15 protein-coding genes, 1 tRNA gene, 3 rRNA genes, 1 other RNA gene and 1 other annotated feature (2 of these 21 cut by a window edge) are annotated in these 17,500 nt (G+C 40.9%); of the genes, 16 read left to right on the forward strand and 4 right to left on the reverse strand.

Annotated elements, in window-relative coordinates; translation table 11 throughout:
• Nucleotides 1-1,412: ribosomal RNA gene (locus RCG17_RS13235) — 23S ribosomal RNA — on the forward strand (it extends 1,525 nt beyond the left edge of the window).
• 73 nt (nt 1,413-1,485) lie between these two features.
• Nucleotides 1,486-1,602, forward strand: a 5S ribosomal RNA gene (rrf, locus tag RCG17_RS13240).
• A gap of 384 nt (nt 1,603-1,986) precedes the next feature.
• Here the strand turns inward: rrf and RCG17_RS13245 are convergent.
• Nucleotides 1,987-2,934 carry a YaaC family protein gene (locus RCG17_RS13245; protein ID WP_308175576.1) on the reverse strand — a complete coding sequence of 316 codons (948 nt, stop codon included), beginning with the start codon at nt 2,932-2,934 and terminating at the stop codon, nt 1,987-1,989.
• A gap of 108 nt (nt 2,935-3,042) precedes the next feature.
• Between RCG17_RS13245 and guaB the strand changes: the two genes are divergently transcribed.
• The 6 genes from guaB to RCG17_RS13275 all read left to right on the forward strand — a co-directional run bounded on the left by guaB (nt 3,043) and on the right by RCG17_RS13275 (nt 9,677).
• The gene (guaB, locus tag RCG17_RS13250) at nt 3,043-4,503 is read left to right on the forward strand and encodes an IMP dehydrogenase (RefSeq protein WP_308175577.1); all 1,461 of its coding nucleotides are present in this window, start codon (nt 3,043-3,045) and stop codon (nt 4,501-4,503) included.
• A 217-nt stretch (nt 4,504-4,720) separates the two neighbouring features.
• Nucleotides 4,721-6,043 carry a serine hydrolase gene (locus RCG17_RS13255; protein ID WP_374120957.1) on the forward strand — a complete coding sequence of 441 codons (1,323 nt, stop codon included), beginning with the start codon at nt 4,721-4,723 and terminating at the stop codon, nt 6,041-6,043.
• Between the two features lie 150 nt (nt 6,044-6,193).
• Complete coding sequence (gene pdxS / locus RCG17_RS13260; RefSeq protein WP_308175579.1) at nt 6,194-7,075, forward strand: pyridoxal 5'-phosphate synthase lyase subunit PdxS; 882 nt, start codon at nt 6,194-6,196, stop codon at nt 7,073-7,075.
• 15 nt (nt 7,076-7,090) lie between these two features.
• Entirely contained in the window at nt 7,091-7,681 is a 591-nt protein-coding gene (gene pdxT / locus RCG17_RS13265) for a pyridoxal 5'-phosphate synthase glutaminase subunit PdxT (protein ID WP_308175580.1), read from the forward strand.
• A 48-nt stretch (nt 7,682-7,729) separates the two neighbouring features.
• Nucleotides 7,730-7,951, forward strand: a binding site (T-box leader).
• A gap of 233 nt (nt 7,952-8,184) precedes the next feature.
• Nucleotides 8,185-9,465, forward strand: a complete 1,281-nt coding sequence (gene serS, locus RCG17_RS13270) for a serine--tRNA ligase (RefSeq protein ID WP_308175581.1) — start codon at nt 8,185-8,187, stop codon at nt 9,463-9,465.
• A gap of 119 nt (nt 9,466-9,584) precedes the next feature.
• Nucleotides 9,585-9,677: transfer RNA gene (locus RCG17_RS13275), tRNA-Ser, on the forward strand.
• A 103-nt stretch (nt 9,678-9,780) separates the two neighbouring features.
• On the opposite strand, the gene RCG17_RS13280 is transcribed toward RCG17_RS13275, so the two are convergent.
• The 3 genes from RCG17_RS13280 to RCG17_RS13290 all read right to left on the reverse strand — a co-directional run bounded on the left by RCG17_RS13280 (nt 9,781) and on the right by RCG17_RS13290 (nt 12,640).
• Nucleotides 9,781-10,473: a deoxynucleoside kinase gene (locus RCG17_RS13280; protein ID WP_374120928.1), complete on the reverse strand. Its 693-nt coding sequence runs from the start codon at nt 10,471-10,473 to the stop codon at nt 9,781-9,783.
• A gap of 11 nt (nt 10,474-10,484) precedes the next feature.
• A complete protein-coding gene (locus RCG17_RS13285) occupies nt 10,485-11,138 on the reverse strand; it encodes a deoxynucleoside kinase (protein ID WP_308175583.1) in 654 nt (217 codons plus the stop codon).
• 215 nt (nt 11,139-11,353) lie between these two features.
• Entirely contained in the window at nt 11,354-12,640 is a 1,287-nt protein-coding gene (locus tag RCG17_RS13290) for a LysM peptidoglycan-binding domain-containing protein (protein WP_308175584.1), read from the reverse strand.
• Nucleotides 12,641-12,794: 154 nt separating this feature from the next.
• On the opposite strand from RCG17_RS13290, the gene tadA reads away from it, so the two are divergent.
• From tadA to RCG17_RS13330, 8 genes are all read left to right on the forward strand, one after another.
• Entirely contained in the window at nt 12,795-13,295 is a 501-nt protein-coding gene (tadA, locus tag RCG17_RS13295) for a tRNA adenosine(34) deaminase TadA (protein ID WP_308175585.1), read from the forward strand.
• A gap of 104 nt (nt 13,296-13,399) precedes the next feature.
• Nucleotides 13,400-13,664: signal recognition particle sRNA large type (gene ffs / locus RCG17_RS13300), an RNA gene on the forward strand.
• A gap of 130 nt (nt 13,665-13,794) precedes the next feature.
• The gene (gene dnaX / locus RCG17_RS13305; protein WP_308175586.1) at nt 13,795-15,468 is read left to right on the forward strand and encodes a DNA polymerase III subunit gamma/tau; all 1,674 of its coding nucleotides are present in this window, start codon (nt 13,795-13,797) and stop codon (nt 15,466-15,468) included.
• 20 nt (nt 15,469-15,488) lie between these two features.
• Nucleotides 15,489-15,800, forward strand: coding sequence for a YbaB/EbfC family nucleoid-associated protein (locus RCG17_RS13310; RefSeq protein ID WP_374120929.1), 312 nt, complete (start codon nt 15,489-15,491; stop codon nt 15,798-15,800).
• 15 nt (nt 15,801-15,815) lie between these two features.
• A complete protein-coding gene (gene recR / locus RCG17_RS13315) occupies nt 15,816-16,412 on the forward strand; it encodes a recombination mediator RecR (protein ID WP_308175587.1) in 597 nt (198 codons plus the stop codon).
• A gap of 19 nt (nt 16,413-16,431) precedes the next feature.
• On the forward strand, nt 16,432-16,650 hold the full coding sequence (locus tag RCG17_RS13320) for a YaaL family protein (protein ID WP_308175588.1): 219 nt from the start codon (nt 16,432-16,434) through the stop codon (nt 16,648-16,650).
• A 112-nt stretch (nt 16,651-16,762) separates the two neighbouring features.
• A complete protein-coding gene (locus RCG17_RS13325; RefSeq protein ID WP_308175841.1) occupies nt 16,763-17,026 on the forward strand; it encodes a pro-sigmaK processing inhibitor BofA family protein in 264 nt (87 codons plus the stop codon).
• A 274-nt stretch (nt 17,027-17,300) separates the two neighbouring features.
• A 16S ribosomal RNA gene (locus RCG17_RS13330) occupies nt 17,301-17,500 on the forward strand (it continues 1,350 nt past the right edge of the window).

Consider the following 17,500-nt stretch of genomic DNA (forward strand, 5'->3'; position numbering starts at 1 on the left):
CAGTTAGGCTGGTGAATAGGAAAATCCGTTCACCGTAAAGGCTGAGCTGTGATGCCGAGGGAAATATAGTACCGAAGTTCCTGATTCCACACTGCCAAGAAAAGCCTCTAGCGAGATAAAAGGTGCCCGTACCGCAAACCGACACAGGTAGGCGAGGAGAGAATCCTAAGGTGAGCGAGAGAACTCTCGTTAAGGAACTCGGCAAAATGACCCCGTAACTTCGGGAGAAGGGGTGCTCTTTGGGGTTAATCGCCCTGAAGAGCCGCAGTGAATAGGTCCAGGCGACTGTTTAGCAAAAACACAGGTCTCTGCGAAGCCGCAAGGCGAAGTATAGGGGCTGACGCCTGCCCGGTGCTGGAAGGTTAAGAGGAGGGGTTAGCGCAAGCGAAGCTCTGAATCGAAGCCCCAGTAAACGGCGGCCGTAACTATAACGGTCCTAAGGTAGCGAAATTCCTTGTCGGGTAAGTTCCGACCCGCACGAAAGGCGTAACGATCTGGACACTGTCTCAACGAGAGACTCGGTGAAATTATAGTACCTGTGAAGATGCAGGTTACCCGCGACAGGACGGAAAGACCCCATGGAGCTTTACTGTAGCCTGATATTGAATTTTGGTACAGCTTGTACAGGATAGGTAGGAGCCTTTGAAGCCGGAGCGCCAGCTTCGGTGGAGGCATTGGTGGGATACTACCCTGGCTGTATTGAAATTCTAACCCGCACCCCTTATCGGGGTGGGAGACAGTGTCAGGTGGGCAGTTTGACTGGGGCGGTCGCCTCCTAAAGAGTAACGGAGGCGCCCAAAGGTTCCCTCAGAATGGTTGGAAATCATTCGCAGAGTGTAAAGGCACAAGGGAGCTTGACTGCGAGACCTACAAGTCGAGCAGGGACGAAAGTCGGGCTTAGTGATCCGGTGGTTCCGCATGGAAGGGCCATCGCTCAACGGATAAAAGCTACCCTGGGGATAACAGGCTTATCTCCCCCAAGAGTCCACATCGACGGGGAGGTTTGGCACCTCGATGTCGGCTCATCGCATCCTGGGGCTGTAGTCGGTCCCAAGGGTTGGGCTGTTCGCCCATTAAAGCGGTACGCGAGCTGGGTTCAGAACGTCGTGAGACAGTTCGGTCCCTATCCGTCGTGGGCGCAGGAAATTTGAGAGGAGCTGTCCTTAGTACGAGAGGACCGGGATGGACGCACCGCTGGTGTACCAGTTGTCTTGCCAAAGGCATCGCTGGGTAGCTATGTGCGGACGGGATAAGTGCTGAAAGCATCTAAGCATGAAGCCCCCCTCGAGATGAGATTTCCCATAGCGTCAAGCTAGTAAGATCCCTGAAAGATGATCAGGTTGATAGGTCAGAGGTGGAAGCGCGGTGACGTGTGGAGCTGACTGATACTAATCGATCGAGGACTTAACCAATAGTAATGATTATTCGTTCTTTACACTTCTTCTGATTATCTAGTTTTGAGGGAATGAACCTCAATTCAATAAGTCTGGTAATAATGGCGAGAAGGTCACACCCGTTCCCATACCGAACACGGAAGTTAAGCTTCTCAGCGCCGATGGTAGTTGGGACGAAAGTCCCTGTGAGAGTAGGACGTTGCCAGGCACAAAAAAGACAACCTGATGTAGGTTGTCTTTTTTGTATAATAAGATACAATTTTGCATAACGGTCTATAGTTGTTTGATACGATATTATATCCGTAAATATTGCATTTATATCCGAACATTTCTCTATATATCCGTAAACTTAAAACCTTTATCCGAACTCCCCGATATATCCGTAAACTTTGCATTTATATCCGAACATTTCTTGATATATCCGCAAATTTAAAACCTTTATCCGAACTCCCCGATATATCCGTAAACTTTGCATTTATATCCGAACATTTCTTGATATATCCGTAAACTTAAAACCTTTATCCGAACTCCCCGATATATCCGCACCCACCGTAAATCCCGCAAAACGGATTTACGAAGTCTCTCCACTTATCTAAAATTCACCCACCAAATACTGATAAATCAAAAAAGGTCCCTTTTCAATAGTTAGATCCAAAAATGTATTAATAAACGGATAATCCTTTGTTGGCGTCATTTTCGTCAATTCCCCCCACCATTCTGTTTCATAGCGGGCAATCATACTTAAGTTATACAAAAGTAAGTAATGAACAAGCAGTTCAGGTAAATGAAAAAAATTATGCTTATGTATCGGAAATGCAAAGTATTTATCTTCGAGATGATATTTGATCGGACAAGGTCTTCGAAAAGCTGAATCCCCAAATGAAAACGTAAGACCCTCATCAGAAAATAAAAATAGATCTTTGAATTTGGCCGATAAAAACTCTTTTAGTCGATTTTCACTCATATGAAAGTGATCAAGGAGTTTTTCCGAAATAATAAATTGGTCACTCTGAGCAGCTACCTTAACAAAATTTTTCATCCCTTCAAGCCTTCCAAAAAGATCATCAAGCTCAGGCAGCATCTGTAATAAATCTCCCATCGATAGTTTATCTCCCTCTAATTGTTCCATGTGAAACAACGTTTCTGACATATAGGGGAAAAGTCCATTTTTTTGAAATTTAATTTCGTCTTGGAAAAATTGATAGTTTTGCTTTTTTCTTTTTCTAGTTGTTACCCCATGTGCGAGGACAGAAGTGTTTTCTGGATATAAAGGATTAATGGTTAAAATACATGCCTTTAGCAAATGGACAAGCCCATAAAATAGGAGAATTGGTTTTATTATTAGCGGAGAATTTTCAGCTTGTTTATAATAAACTTGACCATGTTCCAAATAATAAATAAAGGCATAACAATTTTCAAAGGCTTTTTGCTCGGGGTTTTCAATGTGCTGCTTAAGATATTTATTTTTTAAAAATACCTGGGTATTTTCAGCTGAAAAGAGGAATGAATAACCTTTCCAGCCATTAAATCGAATATCCATTGTTTCAATCCCCTTTTTTTGAAAAATCAAATTAATTTTTCTTTCTTGACAGTATTTTGTCCAATTGATAACCTACTAATAATAATTTTTAGTTCGGGGGGAAAAAAAGTGAGTAAATTTGCAAAAGAAGGATTAACGTTTGATGATGTATTGTTGATTCCTGGAAAATCGGAAGTACTGCCTCGTGATGTTGACCTCAGTGTTGAGCTTGCGGCTGGCGTTAAGCTAAATATTCCAATCATTAGTGCCGGAATGGATACAGTAACAGAGGCGGAAATGGCAATTGCAATGGCGCGCCAAGGCGGATTAGGTGTCATTCATAAGAATATGACCATCGATCAGCAGGCAGAGCAGGTTGAAAAGGTAAAACGATCAGAAAGTGGTGTTATTACCGATCCATTTTTCTTAACTCCTGAACACCAAGTTTATGATGCTGAGCATTTAATGGCAAAATATCGCATCTCAGGGGTTCCAATTGTTAATAATCTTGATGAACAAAGACTAGTTGGAATCATTACCAATAGGGATCTACGGTTTATTCAAGATTATTCGCTGATAATTTCTGATGTCATGACAAAAGAAGAGCTGGTAACTGCTCCTGTTGGAACTACCTTAAAAGAGGCAGAACTCCTTCTGCAAAAGCATAAAATCGAGAAACTTCCACTTGTTGATGATCATGGAATTTTAAAAGGGTTAATTACCATAAAGGATATTGAAAAAGTTATTGAGTTTCCTAATTCTGCAAAAGACAAGCAAGGGCGTTTATTGGCAGGAGCCGCAGTAGGGGTAACATCAGACACCATGGCGAGGGTTGCTGGGCTTGTTAAAGCCAATGTTGATGTAATTGTAATCGATACAGCCCATGGCCACTCTAAAGGCGTTCTTGATATGGTTAAGGAGATCAGAAGAGCTTATCCAGATTTAAAAATTATTGCTGGAAATGTTGCAACCGCAGAGGCAACTAAGGCATTAATTGAAGCAGGTGCGGATATTGTTAAGGTTGGAATTGGACCTGGCTCCATTTGTACAACAAGGGTTGTTGCAGGTGTAGGAGTTCCACAAATAACAGCCGTTTATGATTGTGCCCTTGAAGCAAAAAAACTTGGCAAGACGATTATTGCTGATGGCGGTATCAAATATTCAGGTGATGTCGTGAAAGCCTTGGCAGCAGGCGGACATGCCGTAATGCTGGGCAGTTTATTAGCAGGTGTTTCTGAAAGCCCTGGTGAAACGGAAATTTTCCAAGGACGCCGCTTCAAGGTATACCGCGGCATGGGTTCAGTTGCCGCAATGGAAAAAGGATCGAAGGATCGATATTTCCAAGAGGATGCGAAAAAATTTGTACCAGAAGGCATCGAGGGACGTCTTCCATATAAAGGACCACTAGCTGAAACAATTTATCAGCTTGTTGGCGGTCTTCGTGCCGGGATGGGATACTGTGGTTCAAAGGATCTTCTAGCACTTAGAGAAGATGCTCAATTTATCCGAATGACAGGTGCAGGTTTAAGAGAAAGTCATCCGCATGATGTTCAAATCACGAAAGAAGCACCTAACTATTCGTTATCGTAAAACAAATGAGGAGGGTCTTCCCTCCTTTTTAGCCAGACTCGCCAATCGGCGAGTTTTCTTTATAAAGCGGCCGTGCGGTCGGCCTTACTTTAAAAATTGGTAAAAAGATAGGACTATACTCTGCCTATTATTTGTGAAGCACTTATGATAAAATAACAAACGTGTGATTAATTCGTTGGAGGGCGTTAAAGTGAACAAAAAGTTTTATCAAAAATGTATTGCCAGTGGATTGGCAATCATCTTATTCTTTGGCATCCTGTCTGGTTTTAACAACAAAGCAGAGGCACAAGCAAACCTTAATGTTAATGCTGCAGGAGCAATCTTGGTTGATGGAAAGACAGGTCAAGTTTTATATGAAAAAAACGCTGATAGTTTGCTAGGTATTGCGAGTATGTCTAAGATGATGACAGAGTATATCCTACTCGATTCAATCAAGCAGGGAAAAGTGAAGTGGGATCAAACATACAATGTCAGCGACTTAGCTTATAAAATTTCGCAAAACAGAAGTTTATCTAATGTTCCTTTGCGCCGTGATGGAAAATACAAAATTCGCGATTTGTATCAAGCTATGGCTATTTATTCAGCAAACGGTGCAACGATTGCCCTTGCTGAAACAATCGCTGGCTCTGAAACAAACTTTTTAAAAATGATGAATAGCTATGCAAAGAAGCTAGGTATTAAAGATTATAAATTTGTTAACTGTAGTGGATTAAATAACAAAGATTATCAAGGCATGCAGCCAAGCGGGACAGGCCCTGATGAAGAGAATCAAATGTCAGCGCGCGGTCTTGCCACACTTGCTTTTCATTTGATTAATGATTTCCCGGATGTTTTAAAAACATCCAGTATCCCTTCCAAGACATTTATTGAAGGTACAAAAATGGATAACTGGAACTGGATGCTTCCTTCCTTAGTCTATGGATACCAAGGAATGGATGGCTTAAAAACAGGAACCACTGATTATGCAGGTTATTGCTTTACAGGTACGGCAATGAGAGATGGAAAGAGATTTATTACCGTTGTTCAAAATGCCACAGATGGCAGTGGAAACGGCGGCTATAAAGCACGCTTTGATGAGACAAGAAAAATGATGGATTATGCCTTCAGCAATTATTCAAAAGAACAAATTGTTCCTAAGAATTATCAAGTAAAAGGGCATAATACTGTAAAAGTGGTAAATGGTAAAAGTAAAGAGGTTGCTATTTCTACAAATGCTCCTTTAACCATGACGGTACAAAACGGGGAACAAAAGAATTATCAGCCAGTATTAGTCTTAGAAAAATCGAAGCTTAATAAAAATGGCGAACTTAACGCACCAATTAAGAAGGGTGAAACAATCGGTTATCTTACAGTTCAACCTAAAAATGGTGAAAAGATCAATTTCTTAACTGCAGATGGCCAAAAGAGACTTTCGGCTGATGTTGTTGCTACTCAGGATGTAGAAAAAGCGAATGGATTTGTTCTTATGATGAGAGGAATAGGCGGATTCTTCGGGAACCTCTTTGGTGGAATTGGATCTACTGTAAAAGGTTGGTTTTAGTCGGAAAAAGGGATTTCTGCCTTGACAGAAGTCCCTTTTTGTTGTTTATTGTCAATATGGGCATAATTCCGATTAAATTAATAATATTTCTTTATTGTTGATTATAAAGGGCTAATTTTTGAGGAAAATAAGCTAGAGGGGGATTTTACAATGGAATTAGGAACAGATCGAGTTAAACGTGGAATGGCAGAAATGCAAAAAGGCGGCGTTATAATGGACGTTGTCAATGCTGAACAAGCAAAAATTGCGGAAGAAGCTGGTGCTGTAGCAGTAATGGCATTAGAGCGTGTACCATCTGATATTCGTGCTGCTGGTGGCGTAGCAAGAATGGCTGACCCAACAATTATTGAGGAAGTTATGAATGCTGTTACAATCCCAGTAATGGCAAAAGCAAGAATTGGCCATATTGTTGAAGCGCGTATTCTTGAAGCATTAGGTGCTGATTATATTGACGAGAGTGAAGTATTAACACCAGCAGATGAAGAGTTCCATTTAAATAAAAAGGAATTTACTGTTCCATTTGTTTGTGGTTGCCGTGACCTTGGTGAAGCTGCTCGTCGTATTGGCGAAGGTGCTTCGATGCTTCGTACAAAAGGTGAGCCAGGAACAGGAAACATTGTTGAAGCTGTTCGTCATATGCGTAAGGTAAATGCACAAGTTCGCAAAGTTGTAGCTATGAGTGAAGATGAGCTTATGACAGAAGCAAAACTTTTAGGTGCACCTTATGAAATTCTTGTTCAAATCAAACGTCTTGGACGTCTTCCAGTTGTTAACTTTGCCGCTGGCGGTGTAGCAACACCTGCTGATGCAGCCTTAATGATGCAGCTTGGTGCAGACGGAGTATTCGTTGGTTCTGGTATTTTCAAATCAGATAATCCTGCGAAATTTGCAAGAGCAATCGTAGAAGCAACTACACATTACCAAGATTACAAATTAATTGCTGAAGTTTCGAAAAACCTAGGTACAGCCATGAAGGGTATTGAAATTTCATCACTTGCACCTCAGGATCGTATGCAAGATCGCGGCTGGTAAGGGAGTCTTTTTAAAATGGTTAAAATAGGTGTACTTGCACTGCAAGGGGCAGTTCGCGAACATATCAAGGCTGTCGAAAATTGTGGTGTAGAAGCTGTTGAAATTAAACATAAAGAAGAATTGAAAGATGTCGATGGTTTAATTCTTCCAGGCGGTGAGAGTACTACGATGCGTCGCCTGATTGACAAATATGATTTTATGGATGCCCTTAAAGAGTTTGCAGACGAAGGAAAGCCAATGTTCGGTACATGTGCAGGGTTAATTTTGTTAGCAAAAAATCTTGTTGGGTATGATAATCCGCATATTGGGGTAATGGACGTGACGGTAGAACGTAATTCCTTTGGCCGCCAGCGCGAAAGTTTTGAGGCAGACCTTGAGATAAAAGATGTTGCTGATTGTTATCCAGCAGTATTTATCCGGGCGCCACATATTGTCGATGTAGGCGAAAATGTCGAAATACTTTGTAAGCATGATGACCGAATTGTCGTTGCAAGAGAAGGCCAATTCCTTGGTTGTTCCTTCCATCCCGAATTAACCGAAGACTATCGCTTCACTTCATATTTTGTCGATATGGTAAAAGAGGCAAAAACGAAAAAATCGGAATAATTTGGTTGCACGTCGCTGATAATTATAGTAGATTATAATAAAATATTGGCAAAAGCAATGAGAGGAACTAGTAGCAAGATATTTCATTCTAAAGAGAGCCGATGGCTGGTGGAAATCGGTGAATGGTGCTTGTGAATCCATCCTTAAGTAAAGTGCGGAACACTCGTTTAGGAGTAAGTAAGTACTTTCGGATTAATTCCGTTAAAAAATTTCGAGGTGGACAGAAATCTGTCAACCAGGGTGGTAACGCGGGTAACTCTCGTCCCTGTTTTTAGGGGCGGGAGTTTTTTATTTTTTAGGCTGTGTTAATGGTCATTATTGATTTTTTAACCCTGTTGATTGAAGCGGAGGGCACTCGACTCCTGCGGGATATAGAGACTGGAGACCCCACAGGCGCTAAGGCGCCGAGGAGGCTCCAGGACCTCCCCTCGGAAAGCGAGTGCTCAGAGCGGAAATCAACAGCCAAATTTAACACAGCCTATTCTTTAAAGGGAGTGTATTAAATGCTTGATGTAAAACTATTGCGGGCAAATTTTGCTGAAGTGAAGGAAAAACTGCAGCACCGTGGTGAAGATTTAACTGACTTTGGAAAGTTTGAAGAATTGGACGTAAGAAGAAGAGAATTAATTGTTGATTCGGAGGCACTAAAAAGTAAGCGGAATGAAGTGTCCCAACAGGTTGCTTTCTTAAAACGCGAAAAGAAAGATGCTGACCATCTCATTGCTGAAATGAGGGAAGTTGGCGACAAAATTAAAGGCATAGATGATGAACTGCGTGGGGTGGAGGAAACACTTGAACAATTGTTACTAAGTATTCCTAATATCCCACATGAAAGTGTTCCAGTTGGGGATACTGAGGATGAAAATATCGAGATTCGCAAATGGGGAACTGTTCCTGAATTTGGCTTTGAGCCTAAGCCACATTGGGAAGTTGCCGAGAAACTTGGTATTCTTGATTTTGAACGGGCTGGGAAGGTCACTGGCAGCCGCTTTGTTTTTTACAAAGGGCTTGGAGCTCGTTTAGAGCGTGCCCTTATTAGCTTTATGCTTGACCTTCATGTGGATGAGCATGGCTATAAGGAAGTTCTGCCGCCATATATGGTCAACCGTGCCAGCATGATTGGAACTGGACAGCTACCAAAGTTTGAAGAGGATGCTTTTAAGGTCAGCGATATGGACTACTTCCTTATTCCAACCGCAGAGGTACCTGTAACAAACATGCATAGAGATGAAATCCTTAGTGGCGAAGAGCTCCCTATCAAATATGCTGCCTATAGTGCATGCTTCCGTTCAGAAGCAGGTTCTGCCGGCCGTGATACAAGAGGCTTAATTCGTCAGCATCAATTTAATAAAGTAGAATTAGTTAAGTTCGTAAAGCCTGAGGAATCCTATGAAGAGCTTGAAAAACTGACAAACAATGCAGAAAAAGTATTACAATTACTTGGTCTTCCTTATCATGTTCTTAGCATGTGTACGGGTGATCTGGGTTTTACAGCTGCAAAGAAATATGATATTGAGGTTTGGATTCCAAGTGCTAATGTTTACCGCGAGATCTCTTCTTGCAGTAACTTTGAGGCATTCCAGGCTAGACGTGCCAATATTCGCTTCCGTCGTGATCCAAAAGCGAAATTGGAGTTTGTGCACACCTTAAATGGTTCAGGACTTGCGATTGGAAGAACAGTTGCCGCCATTTTGGAGAACTTCCAACAGGAAGATGGCAGTGTTATTATTCCAGAAGTACTGCGCCCATATATGGGAAATCGTACTTCCATCCAGCCAGAATAATTGTCTAGGTTCTCTCTTTAGGGAGGGGACCAACTTTTGCTAATGTATTCTGTTTAAAAAAGTATGACATTTTGTTGACATTTAATTTTGGATGTGTTAAATTATTTTTTGTCGAATATGGAGGAATACCCAAGTCCGGCTGAAGGGATCGGTCTTGAAAACCGACAGGCGGGTTAAACCGCGCGGGGGTTCGAATCCCTCTTCCTCCGCCATTCAACTTTAGAATTAACCTATGCGCATAAAAACTGGAGATGGAAAATCTACTGCCGTAGTTGCAGTGGATTTTTTTTTGTCGTCGAAAAAAAGATCGGCAATTTAGCCGATCCTCGTTTCTATCTTAAGAAGGTGTATTAGTTTTTCCTCAACTTGATCACAAATCCTAATGGCATCAACGGGTTTTTTGATGACATCGGTGGTATCCATGTCAACGACCAGCACATCGCTTGCATCATATTTGTTCATTACCCAGTCGTCGTATCCTTTCCAAACCTCGAAATAGTATTCTTTAAGCTCTGGATTAATTTCGAAGCTGCGGCCGCGCGACATAATCCGGTCAAGTACGGTATCAAAGGAGCCCTTTAAGTAGACCATTAAATCAGGGGCCTTTTTTGGAAGTTCATTTAATTCTTCCATCATATTCTCAACAAGATCTTCGTAAATTTTAAATTCCAAGTTGGATATTCTGCCTAAGCCTTTGTTTACATAGGCAAAATACCAATCTTCATAAATAGAACGGTCCTGAATGGTGAAGATAGGCTCATGCCAGCTTACGCAGTCTTTTACTGTTTTGAATCGTTTGTTTAGAAAAAAGAGCTGAAGCAGAAAGGGAATTCTTCGTGCTTCAAGTTCTTCATTTGTTAATTGATAATAAAGAGGCAGAATTGGATTATCGTCCACTTCTTCATAAAAAACCTTACTATTAATTCCCCGATTTTGAAAATGTGCATGTAATGTATCCGCCACACTCGTTTTGCCAAGGCCTATCATTCCGCCAATAACTATGCTCACAGTCATTTCTCCTATTCCAAGATAGTGTTTGTCCAGCTGTTAGATTGAAAAGATGAATATAGTGTTTCTAAAATATGCTGCAGGTCGTTTTCGTTTTTAACAAAGTCCATTTCATCTCCATTAAAGCGCAGGACAGGTATTTCAGGATGATTCATTTCAAATCGATTGATTGCTTCTTCATAATCAAGCGATAACTGCTCTAGGTATAAGGGGCTGATGTTTTTTTCGATTTCCCGCCCTCTTAATTGAATACGCGATAATAATGTATCCAGACTCGCATTGAGATAGATGATCACATTTGGTTTAGGCATATCCTTTGTCAACACTTGATAAATTTGGTAGTACTTTTGGTATTCTTCCCGATCTAAAGTTCTTTGGGCAAATATGAGGTTTTTAAAAATATGATAATCAGCTACGACAGCCTTTTTTTTGCTTAAGTAATGTGTATTAATATCCCCCAATTGCTTGTAGCGATTGCAAAGGAAAAACATCTCAGTTTGGAAGCTCCATTCTTCGATATTTTCATAAAATTTCCCCAAAAATGGATTTTCATCGACGATTTCTTTTAATAAAGCAAATTGAAAATGTTGAGAAATGGCTCTGGCGAGTGATGTTTTGCCCACACCAATTGGCCCTTCAACCGTTATAAAGGGTGTTTCCCCCATTTAAGTATCCTCCTTCACAGCTGCCTTACTAAGGAGATTTTCTATTTATTAAGGATTGATCTCTTCGTACTTTGGCAAATTTCTAATAGCTTTTCTAAGGTCACAAAGAACATTTTAACATAAAGAATCATCAGATTGGCTATCCAATATTAGCAAGAAAGTGAATGAAAATAAAAAAATAGAAAACCGCCGAATTATGGCAGTTTTCTATGCAATCAGCTCTTTTTTTCAACATTGAAATTATCGGTAATGAGCAACCAGTTCTGTGGGAAAGGTAAACCCAGTTTCCAATAACTCATACCACGTAAATTCATTTCTTTAATTAAATTGAACTTTGCTTGGATCGAACGGGCATCCTCAAACCAAACCTCATGTTGTTTGCCATCTGCAGCTTTGTAGCGGAAATGTGGTGCTTGTGCCTTCGTGTCATATTCAATCGGTACATTATGCTGGGCTGCGAGCTGAATGGCAGCCTGGGGACTAATAGCTTTTGCAATCGTACCGGGTTTAAAAGGAAGGGTCCAATCATAGCCATACAGGTTTTGACCCATAAGAATTTTCCGTGATGGGATGGCTGTCACAGCGTAGTCCAGAACACGCTTCACCTGGTCAATTGGTGAAACTGCCATTGCGGGTCCGCCACTATAACCCCATTCATAAGTCATAATGACAACAAAATCAGAAATTTGGCCATGGGCTTTATAATCATGTCCCTCATACCATTTTCCCTTTTGGGTTGCACTAGTCTTTGGTGCAAGGGCTGTCGACATAAACCAACCTTCACGGGAAAGGCGATCTTTTGCCTTTCGTAAAAAGCGATTATAGGCTTCGCGGTCAACAGGGCGTAAGTATTCAAAATCAAAATGGATATCTCTAAATCCATATTGTTTGGCTGTAGAAACAATATTATTAAGAAATTTATCCTGAACGGCCATATCATTGAGCAAAATTCTCCCCAATTCATCACTGAATTGGCCTTGTTCCTGGTTATTAAGAACCATCATCAGCACATTGCGATGTTCCCTGGCAATCGCCGGGAAGTTGTTAAGAGGCGGTGGTGTTAGTGAACCATCACGTCCTACATGGAAACTAAATGGAGCTAAATAAGTTAAATAAGGGCCTGCTTCTCTTGCACTTCTTTCCAATGACGGTGAAACAGTAGTCCCTGAAGGTTCAACATAACCGTTAAACTCTGCTGATCTTTTGGTGCCTTGTGGAATATAAAGACGTAATCCTGCATTGAGGTGCTGGTTTAATGAAATGCGATTAACGGTGGCAAGCTGCTGGGGTGTAACTCCAAATCTATGTGCGATGGTATAGATACTATCTCCTTGTTTTACTGTATAAAATTGGCCAATAATCGGGATTACAATGGCTTGCCCAATAACAAGATGATTGGGGTTTGGTAAATCATTAGCCTCTACGATATCTTTAACAGTAGAATGGTATTGCCTAGCAATCGTGGTAATTGAATCATTTCTTTGAACAACATGAATTTGCATTTCTATTCCTCCTTATGCAAATACGTTACAATCATTCTATGTGGGCAATAATGAATAAATGATAAATGTTTATTTTTTATAGAATGGCTGTGTTAGAGTTGGCTGTTGATTTCCGCCCTTAAACACAGCCTATAGAATATAAAGGTGGTTTTTCATGGAAGAGGAATACAATCAAGATGAATTTTTTATGAGGGAAGCAATAAAGGAAGCGAAAAAAGCTGAGGATTTAAATGAGGTACCAATTGGTGCGGTCATTGTTTATAACGGAGAGGTGATCTCTCGGGCACATAATCTGCGTGAAAGTCAGCAAAATTCCATTGCCCATGCTGAACTACTTGCAATTGATAAAGCCTGCCATGAATTAAGAACATGGAGGCTGGAGGATACAACTCTATATGTTACGCTTGAGCCATGCCCGATGTGTTCGGGTGCAATCATGCTTTCAAGAGTTAAGCGAGTGGTTTACGGTGCTGTTGACCCAAAGGGCGGGTGTGCTGGCACGTTAATGAATCTTTTGCAGGAACCACGGTTTAATCATCAAAGTGAGGTTACCGTAGGTGTTTTGGCAGAAGAATGCGGTCAAATGTTGACTCGATTTTTCCAACAGCTGCGTAAAAGAAAGAAAGCGGAGAAACAACAGGCAAAACAAGAATAGAAATTACAGTATTTTACAATTGATAAACATTGCTTTTTTCAATAAAACTTAGTATACTGAAAAAGCGTCAAATACGACGCACTTAAAAAGTGGTATCAATTTTGCCGTGCTAAGCGGGGAGGTAGCGGTGCCCTGTACTCGCAATCCGCTCTAGCGAGGCCGAATCCCTTCCTGAGGCTGATATCCTGTAGGGTCTGCCTTAAGTAAGTGGTGTTGACGCCCGGGTCCTGCGCAATGGGAATCCATGAACCATGTCAGGTCCGGAAGGAAGCAGCATTAAGTGGAATCTCTCATGTGCCGCAGGGTTGCCTGGGCCGAGCTAACTGCTTAAGTAACGCTTATGGGTGTCAGTCGACGGAAGGTGCACGGCAGTTATTACATAAGAACAATTACTCATCTCTAAATTAGAGGTGAGTTTTTTGTATATATTAACTTTTATTATTTAAATTAGATACGTTATAATAGGAGAGATAATGATTTGGAAGGGGGCTTGTGTCAGTTGGCTTATCAAGCATTATATCGTGTTTGGCGACCGCAGGCTTTTATTGACGTAGTCGGCCAGGAACATGTAACAAAGACATTGCAAAACGCCCTGCTTCAACAAAAAATCTCGCATGCCTATCTTTTTTCAGGCCCAAGAGGTACAGGAAAAACAAGTGCGGCAAAGATTCTGGCAAAAGCCGTTAACTGTGAACGGGCTCCTGTCAGTGAACCTTGTAATGAATGTCCAACATGCCGGGGAATTACGGATGGATCCATTTCGGATGTCATTGAAATTGACGCAGCTTCAAACAATGGAGTCGAGGAAATTCGTGATATCCGCGATAAAGTTAAATATGCCCCAAGTGTAGCAAAATATAAGGTTTATATTATTGATGAAGTGCATATGCTTTCCATTGGAGCATTCAATGCACTCTTAAAAACCCTTGAAGAGCCACCGAAGCATGTCATCTTTATTTTAGCAACGACAGAACCTCATAAAATCCCCCTGACAATTATTTCGAGATGCCAACGATTTGATTTTAAGCGGATTACGGCTCAGTCGATTGTAAATCGAATGAAGCTGATTGTGAATGAGACAGGCGTTGATTGTGACGAACGTGCTTTAAAAATGATCGCAAGGGCTGCTGAGGGCGGAATGCGTGATGCCTTAAGTTTATTAGACCAAGCTATTTCTTTTAGCCAGGACCGTGTTACACTAGAGGATGCCCTTACCGTTACAGGTTCTGTTTCACAATCCTTTTTGAACAAGCTCGCCGGTGCCATGGTAGAAAAAAATGTGGTAAGTGGTTTAGAGGCATTAGAAGGACTCTTATCCCAGGGGAAAGACCCTGGTCGTTTTGTAGAGGACTTCATCCTTTATTTTCGAGATATGCTCCTATATAAAGCTGCACCAAACTTAGAGGAGTCCATGGAGAGAATCTTATTGGATGATGACTTTAAAAATATGGCAGAAAGGGTAGAAGCAGAACAAATTTATCAGCTTATAGATATACTAAATAAAGCACAGCAAGAAATGCGCTGGACCAATCATCCGAGAATTTTTCTTGAAGTGGCAATTGTAAAATTATGTCAAATGGAACAAAGACCCGCAGAGCAGGTCCCGGCCAATGAAATAAGCCAGTTGCTTTCAAAAATTGACCAATTGGAAAGAGAACTGAACGAGCTAAAAATAAACGGCGCTGCGATCCAGCAGGAGTCAGCACCCGCTGTAAAAAGACCTGCACAGCGAACCTCGAAGAAAAGTTTCCAGCCTCAGGTTGGAAAAATAAATGAGGTATTAAAACATGCAACAAAGAATGATTTAAACCAGATAAAACGACATTGGGCTGAAATGTTGTCAAAGCTAATGCCATCTCATGCTGCTTTATTACATGAATCAGAGCCGATCGCTGCGTCAGCCGATGCGTTTATTATAAAATTTAAGCATGAAATGATCTGTCAAATGGCGATGGATAACCCTACATTTATCCAAACTATTATTGGGTCATTTCAACAGTTGATAGGTAATAGATTTGCGATTCTAGGAGTACCAGAAGAGCAATGGACTTCCATTCGCGAAGGCTTCTTGAACAATCACTCGATTCAAGAAAGCGAAGAGAAAGTTGAAGAACCCCATATTGCTGAAGCGAAAAAGTTGTTTGGTGAAGAATTTATTGAAATTGTTGATTAAAAAATTGGAGGTAATGAAAAATGATGCGTGGCGGAAATAATAACATGATGAAACAAATACAAAAAATGCAAAAGAAAATGATGGAAGCACAGGATAAACTCGGGGAAGAAAGAATTGAAGGAACAGCAGGCGGCGGCATGGTTACTGTTATTGTAACAGGCCATAAAGAAGTTGTTGATGTAAAAATTAATCCAGAGGCAGTTGATCCAGAAGATGTTGAAATGCTTCAGGACCTTATTTTAGCTGCAACAAATGATGCGTTGAAAAAGGCAGAGGAATTAACAAACAGCACAATGGGACAATTTACAAAAGGAATGAACCTTCCTTTCTAGAGAGGAACTAAGAAAATGCATTATCCTGAACCAATATCGAAGCTGATTGACAGCTTTATGAAGTTGCCAGGTATCGGCCCGAAAACGGCTGGTCGACTGGCCTTTTTTGTCTTAGATATGAAAGAAGATATCGTGCTAGATTTTGCAAAAAACCTAGTAAATGCAAAACGCAACCTGACTTATTGTTCTGTATGCGGGCATATTACAGATAAGGATCCTTGTTATATTTGTGAGGACACCCATCGGGATAAAACCACTATATGTGTGGTACAAGACCCCAGGGATGTTATTGCGATGGAAAAAATGAAGGAATTCAATGGCTTGTACCATGTATTGCACGGAGCAATTTCCCCAATGGATGGTATTGGACCTGAGGATATTAATATCCCCGATCTTTTAAAACGGCTGCAGGATGAAACGGTACAAGAGGTTATTCTTGCAACGAATCCAAATATTGAAGGGGAAGCAACCGCCATGTATATATCGCGCTTATTAAAACCAAGCGGGATAAAAGTGACAAGGATTGCCCATGGGCTTCCGGTTGGCGGCGACCTTGAATATGCTGATGAGGTTACCCTTTCAAAAGCAATAGAAGGCCGAAGAGAATTATAAGTTAACGGGGGAGTAAACCATGTTTTTTCAGCGAAAAAGCTGGCTTCGAGATGAATTTGATGAAAAGCTTATTAATGGTTTGAATCAATATAAAATGAATTGGCAGCAGCAAAAGCAGCTGCTGGAAAAAAGCTTTGATCCTTCTGAAGAGGTAATCTGTGAAACAAAGATTGCCGAGGCCAAATACTTTTTTATGCTTAAGGAAGCCAAGCACAGGAATATTCGATTGAACCGATAAATATTTGCTAAATGAGGATGTCTTTTTTTGGGACATCTTTTTTAATGGTCTATGTTATGAATCTGACTCATAAATTAGTTGTACAAGTTATGTAATAAGGGGGACATGTTTGTTGCAGCCAATTTATGTAATTTCTTTCTTAGGTGGCCTTATTTTACTGCTATTATTTTCAGGAGCACCATTTAAGCCAATAAGGTTTGTTGGCCAGTCGGTTATAAAACTGTTTATCGGGGCATTGCTGCTGTTTTTCTTAAATGTGGGAGGAAGCCGTTATGGGCTCCATGTTCCCATTAATGTCTATACGTCTGCCGTATCGGGCTTCCTAGGAATCCCTGGTTTGGTCGCTTTAGCAGCAATTCAGCATTTTGTACTTTAAAAATAAACTAGCTGTTTTCAGCAGTTTATTTTTTTTGAAAAAGGGGTTGACCAAAGAGAGTAAATCATTTAATATTATAAAGGTCGTCAGCGAACGACAAAATAACATTTTAAAAAAAGTTGTTGACTTCAACAATTGAAAGTGTTATATTAATAAAGTCGCTTCTAAGCGATATTGATCTTTGAAAACTAAACAAACAAAAACGTCAACAATAAAAATATAGTGAAGCAAGTCTTCACTAGCCAACGTAACATTTATGAGCTAACTCATACTCTTATCGGAGAGTTTGATCCTGGCTCAGGACGAACGCTGGCGGCGTGCCTAATACATGCAAGTCGAGCGAATCATTAGGAGCTTGCTCCTGATGGTTAGCGGCGGACGGGTGAGTAACACGTGGGCAACCTGCCTGTAAGACTGGGATAACACCGGAAGTCTGGTGCTAATACCGGATAATTCTTCACCTCTCATGAGGTG

It is taken from the genome of Neobacillus sp. PS3-12, assembly GCF_030915385.1.
In the GTDB taxonomy this organism is placed as follows: Bacteria; Bacillota; Bacilli; order Bacillales; family Cytobacillaceae; genus JAEVLT01.

What these genes read in the sequence shown, in the direction of transcription:
- RCG17_RS13245 (WP_308175576.1), bottom strand. Translation starts at nt 2,934, where the DNA reads ATGGATATTCGATTTAATGGCTGGAAAGGTTATTCATTCCTCTTTTCA.
- pdxS (WP_308175579.1), top strand. Translation starts at nt 6,194, where the DNA reads ATGGAATTAGGAACAGATCGAGTTAAACGTGGAATGGCAGAAATGCAA.
- pdxT (WP_308175580.1), top strand. Translation starts at nt 7,091, where the DNA reads ATGGTTAAAATAGGTGTACTTGCACTGCAAGGGGCAGTTCGCGAACAT.
- serS (WP_308175581.1), top strand. Translation starts at nt 8,185, where the DNA reads ATGCTTGATGTAAAACTATTGCGGGCAAATTTTGCTGAAGTGAAGGAA.
- RCG17_RS13285 (WP_308175583.1), bottom strand. Translation starts at nt 11,138, where the DNA reads ATGGGGGAAACACCCTTTATAACGGTTGAAGGGCCAATTGGTGTGGGC.
- RCG17_RS13290 (WP_308175584.1), bottom strand. Translation starts at nt 12,640, where the DNA reads ATGCAAATTCATGTTGTTCAAAGAAATGATTCAATTACCACGATTGCT.
- tadA (WP_308175585.1), top strand. Translation starts at nt 12,795, where the DNA reads ATGGAAGAGGAATACAATCAAGATGAATTTTTTATGAGGGAAGCAATA.
- RCG17_RS13310 (WP_374120929.1), top strand. Translation starts at nt 15,489, where the DNA reads ATGATGCGTGGCGGAAATAATAACATGATGAAACAAATACAAAAAATG.
- recR (WP_308175587.1), top strand. Translation starts at nt 15,816, where the DNA reads ATGCATTATCCTGAACCAATATCGAAGCTGATTGACAGCTTTATGAAG.
- RCG17_RS13320 (WP_308175588.1), top strand. Translation starts at nt 16,432, where the DNA reads ATGTTTTTTCAGCGAAAAAGCTGGCTTCGAGATGAATTTGATGAAAAG.